The sequence below is a fragment of the Rhizobium sp. BK313 genome (assembly GCF_014193655.1).
In the GTDB taxonomy this organism is placed as follows: Bacteria; Pseudomonadota; Alphaproteobacteria; order Rhizobiales; family Rhizobiaceae; genus Rhizobium.
The window spans coordinates 2,504,064-2,517,906 of record NZ_JACHZQ010000001.1; the positions used below are offsets into that span (position 1 = coordinate 2,504,064).

The window sequence follows — 13,843 nt, forward strand, 5'->3', positions numbered from 1 at the left end:
ACAGGGGATCGGGCTATGCCATAGGCAGGATCAATCGAAAGTTCAAGGGAGCAGAATATGGCTCAAGCCACTGGCCTCATGGCAGGCAAGCGCGGCGTCATCCTCGGCGTTGCAAACAACCGTTCCATAGCGTGGGGTATTGCCAAGGCCTGTTCAGAAGCCGGTGCCGACGTTGCATTGACGTGGCAGGGCGACGCTTTGAAGAAGCGCGTCGAGCCGCTCGCCCAGGAACTCGGCGCCTTCATGGCGGGCCATTGCGACGTCACGGAACCCGCGACGATCGACGCCGTTATCGACACACTGGAAGCCAAATGGGGCAAGATCGACTTCGTCGTGCATGCCATTGCCTTCTCCGACAAGGACGAACTGACCGGCCGCTATGTCGATACCAGCCGCGATAATTTTGCGCGCACGATGGACATCTCCGTCTATTCACTGCTCGCTGTTGCCCAGCGCGCCGAGCGCATCATGAATGATGGCGGCTCAATCATCACGCTCACCTACTACGGCGCCGAAAAGGTCATGCCGAACTACAACGTCATGGGCGTTGCCAAAGCGGCTCTGGAAGCCAGCGTACGCTACCTCGCCGTTGACCTCGGCGGCCGCGGCATTCGCGTCAACGCAATTTCGGCCGGCCCGATCAAGACGCTCGCTGCCGCCGGCATCGGCGACTTCCGCTATATCTTGAAGTGGAATGAATATAACGCGCCGCTGAAGCGCACGGTCTCGATCGATGAGGTCGGCAATTCGGCGCTTTATCTCCTCTCCGATCTTTCCACCGCCGTCACCGGTGAAGTGCACCATGTTGATTCGGGTTATCACGCCATCGGCATGAAGGCCGTGGATGCGCCTGACATCGCCGTCGTCAAGGATTGATCAACAGAAAGCCTGAACCGTGCCGCCTCTCTATGTGATACGCCACGGTCAGACGGACTGGAATGCTGAACGCCGGCTGCAGGGACAGAAAGATATCGATCTCAACGCCATCGGCCGCGCGCAAGCGCGGCAGAACGGCGTCGAGCTCGGCGAAATCCTTGCTTTCGAAAACCAGCCTTTCGACTTTGTCGCGAGCCCGCTGAGACGTACCCGCGAGACCATGGAGATCGCGCGGGAAGCCATGGGCCTGCCACCCAAGGATTACCGCACCGACGAGCGGCTGGTCGAAGTCTCCTTCGGCGCTTGGGAAGGCTTTACCATCAAGGAATTGAAGGCGACCGAGGCCGAACGCCTCGCCGAGCGGAATGCCGGCAAATGGGATTTCATCCCGCCTGGCGAGGATGCGGAGAGCTATGAAATCCTCTCCTGGCGTGTCGGCTCCTGGCTGACTTCGGTCGATCGGCCGACCGTCTGCGTCACCCATGGCGGCGTCATCCGCTCGCTGTTCCGGCTTGTCGGTGATGTCTCGAAGGAAGATGCCGCCGAAGCGGACATTCCGCAGGATCGTATCTTGAAGATCGATCCGCAGCAGAAAATCATCGGCTGGCTGGAATAGGCTCTTTTGGCTCGCACCTATTTGGGATTGTCGATATTAGCTGTGGTGATGGCGTGTGATGTAAGCTTTCCGTTGGTTACCATCGCAACCGATGTCGCGCCTCCTGCCACACGCAGCCAGAATTCGTAGTCCGCTAACTGGTTGCCGAAGGCCGAAGCCTCATTGTCAGTAAGCCAGCGCGCCAACTCCTCAGGTGTTGCGAAGGAAGGGGAAATCGGCGATCCCTCCGTCGTCGTCTCATACATCATCAGATGCGTGCATTCGTCGGTCGGCCAAACCGGCATATAGTTTTTTGGATCGGGGCGCGGCCCAGCATAGTCGACGAAAGATTGTTTCTCGCCCTCGTAAGGTTTCCAACCGCCATTTCGAAAGTCTTTGACAAGCGGCCACTTTTCGGCGCGCTCGTCCCATCTTGCAACTGCCTCTGGATAGTCCGCTAGTAGACACCGCACGGAGCCAACCCAAGGCTCATCCGGTGCATCCTCTATTGTATATCGGGGATGCTCCCAGTTCGCCGGAACCCGTCTCACGTCCCGTCCCATCAAGTCGTCTCCCTGGACATTTTGCGAGGACGAAAATAGACTCTAACCGCGATGCTGTCTCGATCGGCGCCAGCCTACAACTAAATGGGCACAGGTTATTTGTGCCGTGCCATATGACGAATTGGAGCCCCCGCAACTCCTGAAAATGTTCGGCGGTGGGCAAACCCACGATCCAAAATCAGTTGACGATATCGAGATCGTTGATGACGCGCTTGCCGTCGACCTCGGTATAGAAGACGACGACCTTGACGCCGGCCTTCAGACCGCTGAAATCGAAATCCTCGGGCGCCTGATAATTCTTGCCGTCATCCAGCGTGATGCTGAAATTCTTCTCATCGACCTTCTTGATGGTGGCCTCCACATCGGCGCTTTCGGCAAAGCCGGCGACGGGGGCAAGAAGACTTGCCGTGGCCAGGAGCGTCGCAACAAAGAAGCGCATCGGCAGTACCCTTTAACTTCATTTTCGGTGCTAAATTTTGATTGGGTAGAGATAACGCTTTGAATATGGCGGAAGTTGCCCGCAACAATGGCGTTCGCCGCCCAATTGATGAATGTATTTTCACAATCCACAGCATGGGTTAATCTTCGTTTACCATGTCAGGCCCCTGGCGGATTTCGGCGCTGCCGGTGCCTGCGCGGCCACCGCGGAAAGAAAGATTTGCCTCGGCGGCTTTTTGGCCTATGAGTGTGCCGCAATTCCAAGAGATAAAGGCGCGGCCCGCCGCCGGGCCGCAGCAATCCGGTCGTTTTCCATGTCGCACAATACATTCGGTCATCTCTTCCGCGTCACCACCTGGGGCGAAAGCCATGGGCCGGCACTCGGCTGCGTCGTCGATGGCTGCCCTCCCGGGCTTCGTTTCAAGCTTGAGGACATCCAGGTCTGGCTCGACAAGCGCAAGCCCGGCCAGTCGCGTTTCGTCACGCAGCGCCGTGAAGACGATCTCGTCAAGGTACTGTCCGGGGTGATGCTGGACGAAGACGGCGAGACGATGATTTCGACGGGGACGCCGATCTCGATGCTGATCGAAAACACCGACCAGCGTTCCAAAGATTATGGCGAAATCGCACGTCGCTACCGCCCGGGCCATGCCGACTATACCTATGACGTCAAATACGGCATCCGCGACTATCGTGGCGGTGGTCGCTCGTCTGCCCGCGAGACCGCAGCGCGCGTCGCCGCCGGCGGCATTGCCCGTCTCGTCATGCCCGGCGTCACCGTGCGCGGCGCGCTGGTGCAGATCGGCAAGCACAAGATCAATCGTGCCAATTGGGATTGGTCGCAGGTCGACCAGAACCCGTTCTTCTCGCCGGATCCGGAAATCGTACCGGTCTGGGAGGACTATCTCGACGGCATCCGCAAGGCTGGCTCCTCGATCGGCGCCGTGGTGGAGGTCGTGGCCGAAGGCGTGCCGGCAGGCCTTGGCGCTCCGATCTATGGCAAGCTCGACCAGGATATTGCCTCGCTGCTGATGTCGATCAACGCCGTCAAGGGCGTCGAGATCGGTAATGGATTCGCCGCCGCCGAGATGACCGGCGAAGAAAATGCCGACGAAATGCGCATGGGCAATGACGGCAACCGCATTTTCCTGTCCAATCATGCTGGCGGCATCCTGGGCGGCATTTCCACCGGCGAGCCCGTCATCGCCCGCTTCGCCATCAAGCCAACCTCGTCGATCCTGACCGAACGGCGATCGATCGACGCCGACGGCAATAATGTCGATATCCGCACCAAGGGCCGCCATGACCCCTGCGTCGGCATTCGCGCCGTGCCGATCGGCGAGGCGATGGTTGCATGCGCCGTTGCCGACCACTACCTCAGAGACCGCGGCCAGACAGGCCGGCTGAAATAAGGACTTTTTCATGCCCTATGACCAGAAGCGTGTCGTGGAAGCCCTCCGAGCCTTCGAGGCCGGCGAGATCGTAGTCGTCATGGACGATAACGACCGTGAAAACGAAGGCGACCTGATCGTCGCCGCGGTCCATTGCACGCCCGACAAGATGGCCTTCATCGTTCGCCATACGTCGGGTATCGTCTGCACGCCAATGCCGCGCGAGGAGGCCAAGCGCCTGAACCTCAACGCCATGGTGGCAGAAAACGATTCGGCACACACCACCGCATTTACCGTCTCGGTCGACTTCAAGCATGGAACGACCACGGGCATTTCCGCCGACGACCGCACGCTGACGGTGCGCAATCTCGCCAATCCGAATGTCGGTCCGGCCGACTTCGTTCGCCCCGGCCATATCTTCCCGCTGGTCGCCCGCGAGGGCGGCGTGCTGATGCGCTCGGGCCATACGGAGGCCGCCGTCGACCTCTGCAAGCTCGCAGGCCTGCCGCCGGTTGGCGTCATCTGCGAACTCGTCAATGACGACGGTACGGTAACGCGCGGGCAACAGGTGGTGGATTTCGCCGAACAGCACGGGCTGAAGCTCGTCTCGGTCGCCGACCTCATCGCTTATCGTCAGCGCAAGGAAACGCTGATCGAACTCGGCGCCAGCTTCGATATCGAAACATCGTTCGGCAAGGCGCGCGCGCACACTTATTCGCTGCCGTGGGACCCGATGCAGCACCTCGCCGTCGTCTTCGGTGACATCCGCGACGGCATCGACATTCCGGTGCGTCTGCATCCGGAAAGCGTCGCCGAAGACCTGTTCGGCAAGCGCCGGCCGGTCGATTTCTACATGAAGAAGATCGCCGATGAAGGGCGCGGCATCATCGTCTATCTGCGCGAAGGTTCCGTCGGCGTCGGCCATTTCGACAACGGCCGCAAATCCCGCCAGACCGGTCACGAGACCCATGCGGAAGCCCAGGCCCGCGACAATGAATGGTTGGAAATCGGCCTCGGCGCACAGATCCTGAAAGATCTCGGCGTCAGCTCGATCAAACTGCTCACCAGCCGCGAGCGGCACTATGTCGGCCTGGAAGGGTTCGGCATCAAGATCACCAAGACGGAGATCTGCTGACCCCCCTCTCTTGAGAGGTGTCCGAAGGATCGCGATGGCGGCGCAGGCGATTCCCTGCGCTTCTATTCGTTGCGCCTAAGCGCCGCCAATATTTCGCGAGGCTCAGGATTGTCGCGACACGGCAATACGGCCGTCTGCCCAGGTAAGGCCAAACACGCGAAGCCAGTTGTCAAAAGCGAATTTCCGTAAGGCCAGCTCATCAAATCCGCCCTTGCGCATGGCTTCGATGAGACGCGGCAAACCGCTTGCATCCTTGATCTGGCGGGGCATGACTGCGCCATCGAAATCAGACCCGAGGGCGACCTTATCCGCTCCCATACGGCTGACCAGATATTCGATATGACGAACCACGACGTCAAGCGAAGTATCGTCGTCAAGGTGCCCGTCCGGCCGAATGTCATTAACGGCCAAGTTCAGCCCGATGACTCCGTCAGTGTCGCGAATGGCGTCCAGTTGTCGATCGGTCAGGTTTCGCGTCGATGGACATACGGCATGGGCGCAAGCATGCGTGGCAACGAGGGGAGCAGTGCTCAATGCCGCAACGTCCCAGAATCCACGCTCATTCAGATGAGAGACATCGATCATGATTCCAAGATCGTTGCACCTTTTTACAAGGTTTTTCCCTAAATCCGTAAGCCCCGGCCCCGTATCGGGCGACCTCGGATAAGCGAACGGAACGCCATAACCGAATATATTGGGACGGCTCCAAACTATGCCCAAAGATCGAAGGCCTGCATCATACAGAGTATCCAGATATTCGAGATCAGGCTCGATGGCCTCAGCCCCTTCCATGTGAAGCACTAGGGCGAAGGCGGCCTCGATCTGAGCTGCTTTGATGTCCTTTACGCTCGTTGCCAGACGTATTCGACCGTTCGAACGTTTGATTAAGCCCTTTATCGCAGAAAGCTGTCCGTCAATTTGTCTCCGCGCATGCGCCGGCTCCAGAGCATCGGCATAACGGACTTCGTATCCGTTGCTTGTGATAGTAAGATCATCTTCCGGCTCGCGTTCCGGGTGGGTGGACATTGCAAACAACCCACCAGCCAAGTGTCCTTCGAGCGCCCGTGGGAGATCGAGATGACCCTCCTCCGATCGAGCCAAAAAGTCTCGGCCGGTAGGTTCATAGTCCACCATGAACAGAACCGAATCATTATGCCCATCGAATACACAAACATTGTCCATGCGACTTCGATCCTCAGGGTTTATATCTATTTATGCACTCATCTCGGCAAACGCGTTTGATTTGCCAATCACCTGACAAGGCGACTGTTAGGCGAGAAACCAGTGATAAAGGGGCAGGCAGTTCAACCCCGCCACCCTTCCAGGAATACCACCTTCTCCACTCCGGCAAATCGCGCGATCCGCTCGAGCTCAGCCTCCAACTTCTCCAATCGCCCGGCGGATGCCCGGACACCCGGCTCCAGCCACAAGCGTTTGACGTCAAGCGTGCCCGCCTTGCGGTCGGCTTTCATGTCGATCCGGCCGATCAGCCGATCTCCTTCCAAAAGCGGGAAGACGTAATAGCCGTATTCGCGCTTCGGCTCCGGCACGAAGACCTCGATGCGGTAGAAGAAGCCGAACAGGCGTTCGGTGCGGTTGCGGTCGCGCAACGTCGGATCGAAAGGACTGAGGACGCGTATCCGCGCGGGAGCTTCGGGGAAGCTGTCGAGCGTGGCCGGGAAATCGGTGAAGGCGAAGGAAGGGCGTGGCTTGCCGCCACCTGCAGGCCCAATCAGCATTTCCGTCAGTTCGGCGCGGTGCGTCTCAACCCAGGTTTTGGCCTCCTGCGGCGTTACCAAATCCCAGAAGGCGGCGATCTCGCCTGATGTGGCGAAACCCAGGCGTTGCAAAGCGCTGCGGCAGGCCCAATCGACGAATTCGTCGTGATCGACTTCGGGCGTGTGGACATTTTCCGGCAATACGCGCTCGACGAGATCGTAGACCTTCTGGAAATTGGTGCGTCCGGCGATGGCAAATTTGCCGGTGCGCCAGAAATATTCGAGCGCGGTCTTGTTCGGATGCCAGTTCCACCAGCCACCGGAGACGTGATCGTCCGCCTTGATCTCACGGGCCGTGATGGCGCCGTTTTTCAACACGCGCTCGTAGGTCTCCTCGAAGGCGGCTTCGAACCCCTCGCCGCGCCATTTGCGCCAGCGCTCGACGATTGCCAGCTCCTCGCGGCGGAATCGGTGTTTCCAATAAACGAAGAAGGCGCTTGGCAGGATGGAGGCGTCATGCGTCCAGTTTTCAAACAGCGCCCCGTCCTTTTCGAGCAGCTCGGTCAGATGTTCGCGCCGATAGGTCTGGTTGCGCGAAAACAGGATCTGGTGATGCGCCCGCTCGACGGTCGAGATGCTGTCGACCTGTACGAAGCCGATATCGTGGATCAATTGTAGCAGCCCGGCCTTGGTCAAGGCGCGGTTCGGCGGATTGGAAAGCCCTTGCTTGGCGAGGAAGACACGGCGGGCGTCGCGGTTTGAAAGCAGATTCGTCATGCTCCGATCATAGGCATTAATTCCCATGCTTTCAAACGGGCGTTGATTTGATAATTCGTCATGATGGGCTATAGCACCGCGATATCGCTATGGAACAGGACCAGCAGCTTGGATATCCGCTTCGACAATGCCGGCGTGAACTTCGGCCCTCGGCTTGCGCTTTCGCCGCTCAGCCTGATGCTGAATGAGCGGCGCATCGGCGTGATCGGGCTCAACGGTTCCGGCAAGACGACATTTGCGCGGCTGATCAACGGGCTTGCCAAGCCGACGACCGGCCGGGTCACCGTCAACGGGCTCGACACTGTCACCAATGCCAAATCCGTGCTCGGCAAGGTCGGCTATATCTTCCAGTCGCCACAGAACCAGATCATCCTGCCGATCATTCGCGACGACATCGCCTTCGGCCTCAAGGCCCGCGGTCTCGGCAGAGCCGAGATCGAGGCGGCGGTGGACGGCATTCTCGACCGGTTCAGCGTCCGCCACCTGGCGGAACGGCGAGCGCATGAGCTTTCCGGCGGCGAACTGCAGATGGCTGCTCTCTGCTCCGTGCTGGTCACCGGGCCAGACATCCTCATCCTTGATGAACCGACCAATCAGCTCGACCTCAGGAACAGGGCGCTGGTGCAAGAGACTATCGCCGGCCTGCCGGAAAACGTCATCGTCATCAGCCATGACCTGCCGCTTATCGAGGATTTCGACCGCGTGTTGCTGTTCGATCAAGGTCGCTTAATCGCCGACGCGCCACCTCCCGAGGCCATCGCCCGCTACAGGGAGTTGGCTGCCTGATGCAGACGCTGCACGTCGACGCCAGTACCTGGATGCACCGGATAGGGCCGCGTCTCAAGCTTGGCACGCTAGCGGCTCTCGGCATCCTATTGTTCCTGACGGACAACCTCGCGCTGCTCTGTCTTGCCGTCGCCATCGGCGCCCTCCTCTATTTCAACACCGGGTTACCGGTAGGCGAAGCATTGAAGCGGCTACGGCCAGTCGTTCTCACCATTATCGTCGTGGCGCTGTTCAGCCTGATCTTCAACCCGATCCATGTCGCAATCGTCACCGTGCTGCGGCTGACCGCGCTCGTGCTTTTCGCGGCCGTCGTGACGGCAACGACGTCGATCGCCGCTTTCATCGACGAGATCACGGCGCTCGCCACGCCATTGGAAAAGGTCGGCCTCCTGAGGGCTGCCGATATCGGTCTTGCGGTCGGCCTCGTCGTGCGCTTCGTCCCGGAAATTCTCGACCGTTACCGCGCCATCCGAGAGGCGCATGAGGCTCGCGGGATCAAAATCCGCATCACAACAGCCCTGGTGCCGCTGATCATCCTGACGCTGCGCGATGCCGATAATATCGCGGCTGCGATTGACGCCCGCGGCATTCGGCGGCATTGAAAAGACACTGTTTTCGAATGGAGCCGTCATGACGACCCGCGACCTCGTCCTCTCTGCGCTTTTTGCCGCCATCATCGTGGCGCTAGGCTTGCTGCCGCCGATCTCGATCGGCCTCATCCCGGTGCCGATCACGGCGCAATCGCTCGGCGTCATGCTTGCGGGCGTGGTGCTCGGCGCGAAACGCGGCGCGATCGCGGTGCTGATCGTCGTCGTGCTGGTGGCGATCGGCCTGCCGGTGCTGTCGGGCGGCCGCGGCGGGCTTGCAGTCTTCGTCGGCCCGACGGCCGGCTTTTTCATAGGCTGGATCTTCGCCGCCTACGTTACCGGCTATCTCTCCGAGCGGTTGGTGAAGGCCGAGCAGACGGGCCTTGCCCAGGGCATCGGCTTCTTCATCGCTTCCGTGGTCGGCGGCGTCGTGGTTCTCTACGCCTTCGGCATCGCCTGGCTCGCAATTGCCGCCAATATCGGCTTCACCAAAGCGTTCCTGGGGTCGATGGCCTTCGTTCCCGGCGATCTCGTCAAGGCTGTTGTCGCCGCCCTCGTCGGCCGCGCCGTCATGGTTGGCTACCCCCTGCTGCCGCAGCGGAGCTGAGCATCATCCCGAACCGAAGGGCCGCTCAGCGGAAAGTGTGAAACGGTTTTCGGGATTACGCTCAACTGAAAAGTCAGTCCAAATATTTATAGAGCCAATCGCGTGTGTCTTCGGGCAGCGGCACGGGATCGTGTTCCTCGCCGCGCACGGCGAGCCAAAGGATTTCCACCTCCGCCGCCAGCTCATTGCCGGTTTCGACCATGACCATAAAGCCGATGGACTTGCCGCCGATCTTATTGACGCTGACCGAAAAGCGGGCGAGATCGTCATAGCGCAAAGCCCGGTGCAGCGAGCAGGAGGCCTTGGTGGCGATATAGGCCGGCTCGTCGCTGACGAGCGGCCGGGCACGCCAGAATTTCGACAATGCCGTTTCCGCCTGGGAGATGTAGGAGGCGATGAACATCTGTCCATGCCTGTCGACATCGCGAGGCGGTACCCGCATCTCGATGACATCGGATCGTTCTACACTCATCATCACGCAAAACCTTGGCCGGCGCGGTTCGCACCTTAATGAAAGCTTAACATCGCGCCTCAAGAAGTAAACGGGCGGTAGCTCAACGTGGTTAAGATGGATTGTTGACATTATGGTGATACTGCCCATGTCCCTGTAGCAGACGTCATATCTCGTCTATAAATTTGGTTTCATGAGCACACGTCTTTACGAGCACCCTATCTTCCTGGAACACCTTACCCCGCCGGGCCATCCGGAGAGGCCGGACCGGCTGCGGTCGCTGAACATTGCGCTGGAGCATCCGAACTTCGAGCGGTTGGACCGGCGCAAGGCGCCGCTCGCCAATGAGGACGCCGTTCTGCTCGCCCATCCGGAAGAACATCTGACCTTCGTCCTGCGCTCGATCCCCGACAGCGGCGACGAGGGCGAAATCAACCAGCTCGAGGCCGATACCTATGCCAGCCCGAAGACGCTGCAGGCGGTGCTGCACGGCGTCGGCGCCGCAATGGCGGCGGTCGACGACGTGTTCTCGGGTGCGGCCGACAACGTCTTCGTCGCGGCCCGACCGCCCGGCCACCATGCCGAGAAGAGCAAAGCCATGGGCTTCTGCTTTTTCAACAATGCGGCGATCGCCGCTCGCCATGCCCAGAAGGTCCATGGAGCCGAGCGCGTAGCCATTGTCGATTGGGACGTGCATCACGGCAACGGCACGCAGGACATCTTCTGGGATGACCCGTCGGTGCTCTTCTGCTCCACCCATCAAATGCCGCTTTACCCTGGCACCGGCAAGAAGGACGAGCGCGGACCGCATGATACCATCGTCAACGCGCCGCTTTCGCCCAATACCGGCGGCGACCACTTCCGTGAGGCTTTCAAATCGCGCGTCCTGCCGGCGCTGGATGATTTCCGCCCCGACCTCATTATCATCTCTGCCGGCTTCGACGCCCATCATCGCGATCCCCTAGCGCAACTCAACCTTACCGGTGAGGATTTCGACTGGGCGACCGGGCGTATCCTGGAAGCCGCCGACCGCAGCGCCAAGAACCGGGTCGTCAGCCTGCTCGAAGGCGGTTATGATCTGGAAGGTCTCGCCGAATCGGCAGGCCTGCATATTCTGCGCATGATGAAGGGTTGATGATGAGCGAAAGCGCCAAAGTGGATGTGTCGGGCTATTCCTTCGAAAAAGCCGTGGCGGAGCTTGAAAGCATCGTCGCGCGGCTGGAACGCGGCGACGTGGCACTCGACGAATCCATCGCCATCTACGAACGCGGCGAAGCGCTGAAGAAACATTGCGAAGCGCTGCTTTCGGCCGCCGAAAACCGCATCGAAAAGATCAGGCTCGATCGCTCGGGCAAGCCGCAGGGCGTGGAGCCGCTGGACGGGGCTTGAGGAAGCCCCGTCGCTGGGTCGGGATTATTTCGCAGGGTTTTCCATGACATAGGCCTCGCCGCCTTTCCTGTCATGCAGGAAAAGATATCGATGCCCATGAATGGTGCCGAAGAAGGCTAGACCGTTCGCTTCCGCAGGGGCGCTGTCCGTGACGTCGGTCACCACCTTGGTAAACTGCTTCTGCAGAGACGGGTCCGACTTGTTCTTGCTCGTCGTGGCGCATTCCTTGTTCGGCTTGATCTGAATGGAAAGCGACTCATCCGCCGTAGTACCGATCCAGCCCGTACCATCCGAGATGTCCATCTTCTTGGCCCCGTAACGCTTTGCCGCCACTATACCTTTTTCGAAGGATGGCCCCGTCTTCAGGCAGACATCCCTGAAAGCTGCGATCGCAGTCTCCGTCACCTTGACGGCGTCGACGGACGCGGCCGATGCGGATTGGGGAACGACGATGGACAGGACCAGTGCCGCCAATCCTAATGAACGGAGACTATTGAGCTTTTGCATGCTTTTCTTTCGCTGAGGGCATGTTGAGGTTAAGGCTGGAAAGCATCAGATCCAAGTTGGAAGAGAATTTGGTATAAGTGAGGCGAGGATAAAGCTCGGGCAAATGCTGCCTGACGGATTCCCTAAAGGCCGTTGGCGCCTCCGACGCAATCAGCCGGCCTACGCCCCCTACCCGACCGCCACCCACCTCAAGGGCGTCGATATTCAGAAGGCCGGCATCTACGATCTGGCCGCTGCCGATGCGGATGTAACTGTCGCCGAGAAGAGGCATGGGACCTATCTTGACCGGCTTTTCAAACAATGACGGAGGCTTGGGACCGAGCGTTATGGTGTTCAGCCCCGGATTGTCGCACACGACCTGGGTTACGACATAGGCGCCCGGTTCAATCGGCTCATAGGAGGTCCGCATGTCATTGGACTGAGACTTGGGGAGCGCCGAGAAATTAAGCTTCAGGAGATTGGAAGAAATATCGCCGAGTTTGTTGGATCCGGTCATATGCGTCACCTGACCGATGTCGACGCGGCTCTCCGAGATTCTGCCGTCGATCACCTTATTGAGGGTAACGACACCGCTGCCGCAATAGGCATTATTGATCTTGACGCGTACAACGATCGCGGCACCCTTCTGCTTCACCATCGCCACGGAAGCGACGGCAGCGGTCTTGGCATCGCCGTTCAGCTCGGTCGACTCCATATTCACGCAACTGGAAAGCGTGCTGGCTGCAAGAAAGGCGGCAGCCATTCCAAAAGTCTTATGTTCGGACACCCACATCGTATATTCACATTCTTGAAGATTAATCGAATGCAGCAACTCTCCTATAAATTGTATTTTCGTCAATCGGCTGATACTTTCAAGCCTAATAAAACATAAATGTGACACCTGCAGAGCGGCCGGTTCGGCTGCTTTTAAAGCCGAGAATAGCAACCTCGCTATCGCATGCCCCTCTTTGCAGATAAGCTGACGTCAAATCGATCGGAGATCCGCCATGTCCTTTTTCCCCGGCAAAGACCCGCTTCCCGGCGATACCTTCGCCTGCGATGCAATCGAGAATCTCATCATTCCGCGCACCACCGATCTCGGCGGCTTTTCCGTGCGCCGCGCGCTTCCGAGCAGCCGGCGGCGGCTGGTCGGTCCGTTCATCTTTTTCGACCGCATGGGTCCGGCGGTGCTGCGGCCCGGTGAAGCGCTGGATGTCCGGCCGCATCCGCATATCGGCCTGTCGACCGTCACCTATCTTTTCGACGGTGAAATCCGCCACAAGGACAGCCTCGGAACGGAAAAGGTCATTCGCCCCGGCGACATCAACCTGATGACGGCTGGGCGCGGCATCGTGCATTCTGAGCGCACGCCGGACAATCTGCGCGGCCATCCGCTGGCGATGTCCGGCCTTCAGACCTGGCTGGCGCTTCCGGACAACAAGGAAGAAATCGATCCGGCCTTTACCCATACTGAAAAGAGCGACCTGCCGCTGATCAATGACGGCGGTGCGACGGGCCGCGTGGTCATCGGCAGCTTCGAGGGCGTGACCTCGCCGGTCAACGTCTTCTCCGACACGCTCTATGTCGATCTTCAGCTTCAGCCCGGCACGAAATTTCCGTTCGGTGCCGAGCATGAGGAGCGTGCGGTCTATATTCTCTCCGGCTCGCTTGTCGTTGCCGGCGATCGTTTCGAGCAGGATCAGCTCCTTGTCTTTCGCCCTGGTGATGCCATTACCATGGAGACGGCTGAAAAAGGCTGTCATCTTATGCTTTTTGGTGGTGCGGCGCTCAATTCGAAGCGCTATATCTGGTGGAATTTCGTGTCGTCTTCCAAGGAGCGTATCGAAAAGGCCAAGGAAGAATGGCGCACAGGCCGTTTCGATATCGTGCCGGGAGACGAGGAAGAGTTTATTCCTTTGCCGGAAAGCTAACGAGTTCATAACAATGCCAAATGTTTCTTGTTCAGGCACTCCTTGAATTCGGCGTCTTTTGCCGCAATCTGTTTTGAGATAAAGGCGGGCCGCCGCCCAAGAATAGCAAGAAA

17 protein-coding genes are annotated in these 13,843 nt (G+C 59.2%); 10 read left to right on the forward strand and 7 right to left on the reverse strand.

What is annotated here, in order from left to right; genetic code table 11:
- The first annotated feature begins 57 nt into the window (after positions 1-57).
- Together fabI and FHT86_RS12190 are read left to right on the forward strand one after the other, a co-directional pair.
- Entirely contained in the window at positions 58-876 is an 819-nt protein-coding gene (gene fabI / locus FHT86_RS12185) for an enoyl-ACP reductase FabI (RefSeq protein WP_133706977.1), read from the forward strand.
- 19 nt (positions 877-895) lie between these two features.
- Entirely contained in the window at positions 896-1,492 is a 597-nt protein-coding gene (locus FHT86_RS12190) for a histidine phosphatase family protein (protein WP_133706978.1), read from the forward strand.
- 17 nt (positions 1,493-1,509) lie between these two features.
- Here the strand turns inward: FHT86_RS12190 and FHT86_RS12195 are convergent, their stop codons facing one another.
- Complete coding sequence (locus FHT86_RS12195; RefSeq protein ID WP_133706979.1) at positions 1,510-2,034, reverse strand: hypothetical protein; 525 nt, start codon at positions 2,032-2,034, stop codon at positions 1,510-1,512.
- Positions 2,035-2,212: 178 nt separating this feature from the next.
- Complete coding sequence (locus FHT86_RS12200; protein WP_133706980.1) at positions 2,213-2,473, reverse strand: DUF1344 domain-containing protein; 261 nt, start codon at positions 2,471-2,473, stop codon at positions 2,213-2,215.
- A gap of 313 nt (positions 2,474-2,786) precedes the next feature.
- On the opposite strand from FHT86_RS12200, the gene aroC reads away from it, so the two are divergent.
- Both aroC and ribB read left to right on the forward strand, forming a co-directional pair.
- Positions 2,787-3,884 carry a chorismate synthase gene (aroC, locus tag FHT86_RS12205; RefSeq protein ID WP_133706981.1) on the forward strand — a complete coding sequence of 366 codons (1,098 nt, stop codon included), beginning with the start codon at positions 2,787-2,789 and terminating at the stop codon, positions 3,882-3,884.
- Positions 3,885-3,894: 10 nt separating this feature from the next.
- Positions 3,895-4,998: a 3,4-dihydroxy-2-butanone-4-phosphate synthase gene (ribB, locus tag FHT86_RS12210; RefSeq protein WP_133706982.1), complete on the forward strand. Its 1,104-nt coding sequence runs from the start codon at positions 3,895-3,897 to the stop codon at positions 4,996-4,998.
- A gap of 102 nt (positions 4,999-5,100) precedes the next feature.
- Here the strand turns inward: ribB and FHT86_RS12215 are convergent, their stop codons facing one another.
- Entirely contained in the window at positions 5,101-6,180 is a 1,080-nt protein-coding gene (locus FHT86_RS12215; protein ID WP_133706983.1) for a dipeptidase, read from the reverse strand.
- Between the two features lie 122 nt (positions 6,181-6,302).
- On the reverse strand, positions 6,303-7,493 hold the full coding sequence (locus FHT86_RS12220; RefSeq protein ID WP_133706984.1) for a winged helix-turn-helix domain-containing protein: 1,191 nt from the start codon (positions 7,491-7,493) through the stop codon (positions 6,303-6,305).
- A gap of 108 nt (positions 7,494-7,601) precedes the next feature.
- Between FHT86_RS12220 and FHT86_RS12225 the strand changes: the two genes are divergently transcribed.
- From FHT86_RS12225 to FHT86_RS12235, 3 genes are read left to right on the forward strand one after another with little or no spacing between them, the layout of a single operon-like run.
- A complete protein-coding gene (locus FHT86_RS12225; protein WP_133707140.1) occupies positions 7,602-8,279 on the forward strand; it encodes an energy-coupling factor ABC transporter ATP-binding protein in 678 nt (225 codons plus the stop codon).
- Positions 8,279-8,881 (forward strand): energy-coupling factor transporter transmembrane protein EcfT, encoded by a 603-nt coding sequence (locus FHT86_RS12230; RefSeq protein ID WP_133706985.1) that lies wholly within the window; start codon positions 8,279-8,281, stop codon positions 8,879-8,881. The genes FHT86_RS12225 and FHT86_RS12230 overlap by 1 nt, the downstream gene beginning before the upstream one ends.
- 28 nt (positions 8,882-8,909) lie before the next feature.
- Positions 8,910-9,473: a biotin transporter BioY gene (locus FHT86_RS12235; RefSeq protein WP_133706986.1), complete on the forward strand. Its 564-nt coding sequence runs from the start codon at positions 8,910-8,912 to the stop codon at positions 9,471-9,473.
- A gap of 73 nt (positions 9,474-9,546) precedes the next feature.
- Here FHT86_RS12235 and FHT86_RS12240 read toward each other — a convergent pair whose 3' ends face one another.
- On the reverse strand, positions 9,547-9,948 hold the full coding sequence (locus FHT86_RS12240; protein WP_166656786.1) for a thioesterase family protein: 402 nt from the start codon (positions 9,946-9,948) through the stop codon (positions 9,547-9,549).
- Between the two features lie 169 nt (positions 9,949-10,117).
- On the opposite strand from FHT86_RS12240, the gene FHT86_RS12245 reads away from it, so the two are divergent.
- Positions 10,118-11,059 carry a histone deacetylase family protein gene (locus FHT86_RS12245; RefSeq protein ID WP_133706987.1) on the forward strand — a complete coding sequence of 314 codons (942 nt, stop codon included), beginning with the start codon at positions 10,118-10,120 and terminating at the stop codon, positions 11,057-11,059.
- A 2-nt stretch (positions 11,060-11,061) separates the two neighbouring features.
- Positions 11,062-11,313 carry an exodeoxyribonuclease VII small subunit gene (locus FHT86_RS12250; protein ID WP_133706988.1) on the forward strand — a complete coding sequence of 84 codons (252 nt, stop codon included), beginning with the start codon at positions 11,062-11,064 and terminating at the stop codon, positions 11,311-11,313.
- A gap of 24 nt (positions 11,314-11,337) precedes the next feature.
- On the opposite strand, the gene FHT86_RS12255 is transcribed toward FHT86_RS12250, so the two are convergent.
- Both FHT86_RS12255 and FHT86_RS12260 read right to left on the reverse strand, forming a co-directional pair.
- A complete protein-coding gene (locus FHT86_RS12255) occupies positions 11,338-11,820 on the reverse strand; it encodes a hypothetical protein (RefSeq protein WP_133706989.1) in 483 nt (160 codons plus the stop codon).
- Positions 11,804-12,745, reverse strand: coding sequence for a hypothetical protein (locus FHT86_RS12260; protein WP_133706990.1), 942 nt, complete (start codon positions 12,743-12,745; stop codon positions 11,804-11,806). Before FHT86_RS12260 ends, FHT86_RS12255 begins: the two co-directional genes overlap by 17 nt.
- 61 nt (positions 12,746-12,806) lie before the next feature.
- On the opposite strand from FHT86_RS12260, the gene FHT86_RS12265 reads away from it, so the two are divergent.
- Positions 12,807-13,730 carry a pirin family protein gene (locus FHT86_RS12265; protein WP_133706991.1) on the forward strand — a complete coding sequence of 308 codons (924 nt, stop codon included), beginning with the start codon at positions 12,807-12,809 and terminating at the stop codon, positions 13,728-13,730.
- Positions 13,731-13,843 lie beyond the last annotated feature (113 nt).

Coding starts and splice junctions, on each gene's coding strand:
- FHT86_RS12250 (WP_133706988.1), top strand. CDS start 11,062: ATGAGCGAAAGCGCCAAAGTGGATGTGTCGGGCTATTCCTTCGAAAAA.
- FHT86_RS12240 (WP_166656786.1), bottom strand. CDS start 9,948: ATGATGAGTGTAGAACGATCCGATGTCATCGAGATGCGGGTACCGCCT.
- FHT86_RS12265 (WP_133706991.1), top strand. CDS start 12,807: ATGTCCTTTTTCCCCGGCAAAGACCCGCTTCCCGGCGATACCTTCGCC.
- ribB (WP_133706982.1), top strand. CDS start 3,895: ATGCCCTATGACCAGAAGCGTGTCGTGGAAGCCCTCCGAGCCTTCGAG.
- FHT86_RS12195 (WP_133706979.1), bottom strand. CDS start 2,034: ATGGGACGGGACGTGAGACGGGTTCCGGCGAACTGGGAGCATCCCCGA.
- aroC (WP_133706981.1), top strand. CDS start 2,787: ATGTCGCACAATACATTCGGTCATCTCTTCCGCGTCACCACCTGGGGC.
- FHT86_RS12235 (WP_133706986.1), top strand. CDS start 8,910: ATGACGACCCGCGACCTCGTCCTCTCTGCGCTTTTTGCCGCCATCATC.
- FHT86_RS12200 (WP_133706980.1), bottom strand. CDS start 2,473: ATGCGCTTCTTTGTTGCGACGCTCCTGGCCACGGCAAGTCTTCTTGCC.
- FHT86_RS12255 (WP_133706989.1), bottom strand. CDS start 11,820: ATGCAAAAGCTCAATAGTCTCCGTTCATTAGGATTGGCGGCACTGGTC.
- FHT86_RS12245 (WP_133706987.1), top strand. CDS start 10,118: ATGAGCACACGTCTTTACGAGCACCCTATCTTCCTGGAACACCTTACC.
- FHT86_RS12220 (WP_133706984.1), bottom strand. CDS start 7,493: ATGACGAATCTGCTTTCAAACCGCGACGCCCGCCGTGTCTTCCTCGCC.
- fabI (WP_133706977.1), top strand. CDS start 58: ATGGCTCAAGCCACTGGCCTCATGGCAGGCAAGCGCGGCGTCATCCTC.
- FHT86_RS12230 (WP_133706985.1), top strand. CDS start 8,279: ATGCAGACGCTGCACGTCGACGCCAGTACCTGGATGCACCGGATAGGG.
- FHT86_RS12215 (WP_133706983.1), bottom strand. CDS start 6,180: ATGGACAATGTTTGTGTATTCGATGGGCATAATGATTCGGTTCTGTTC.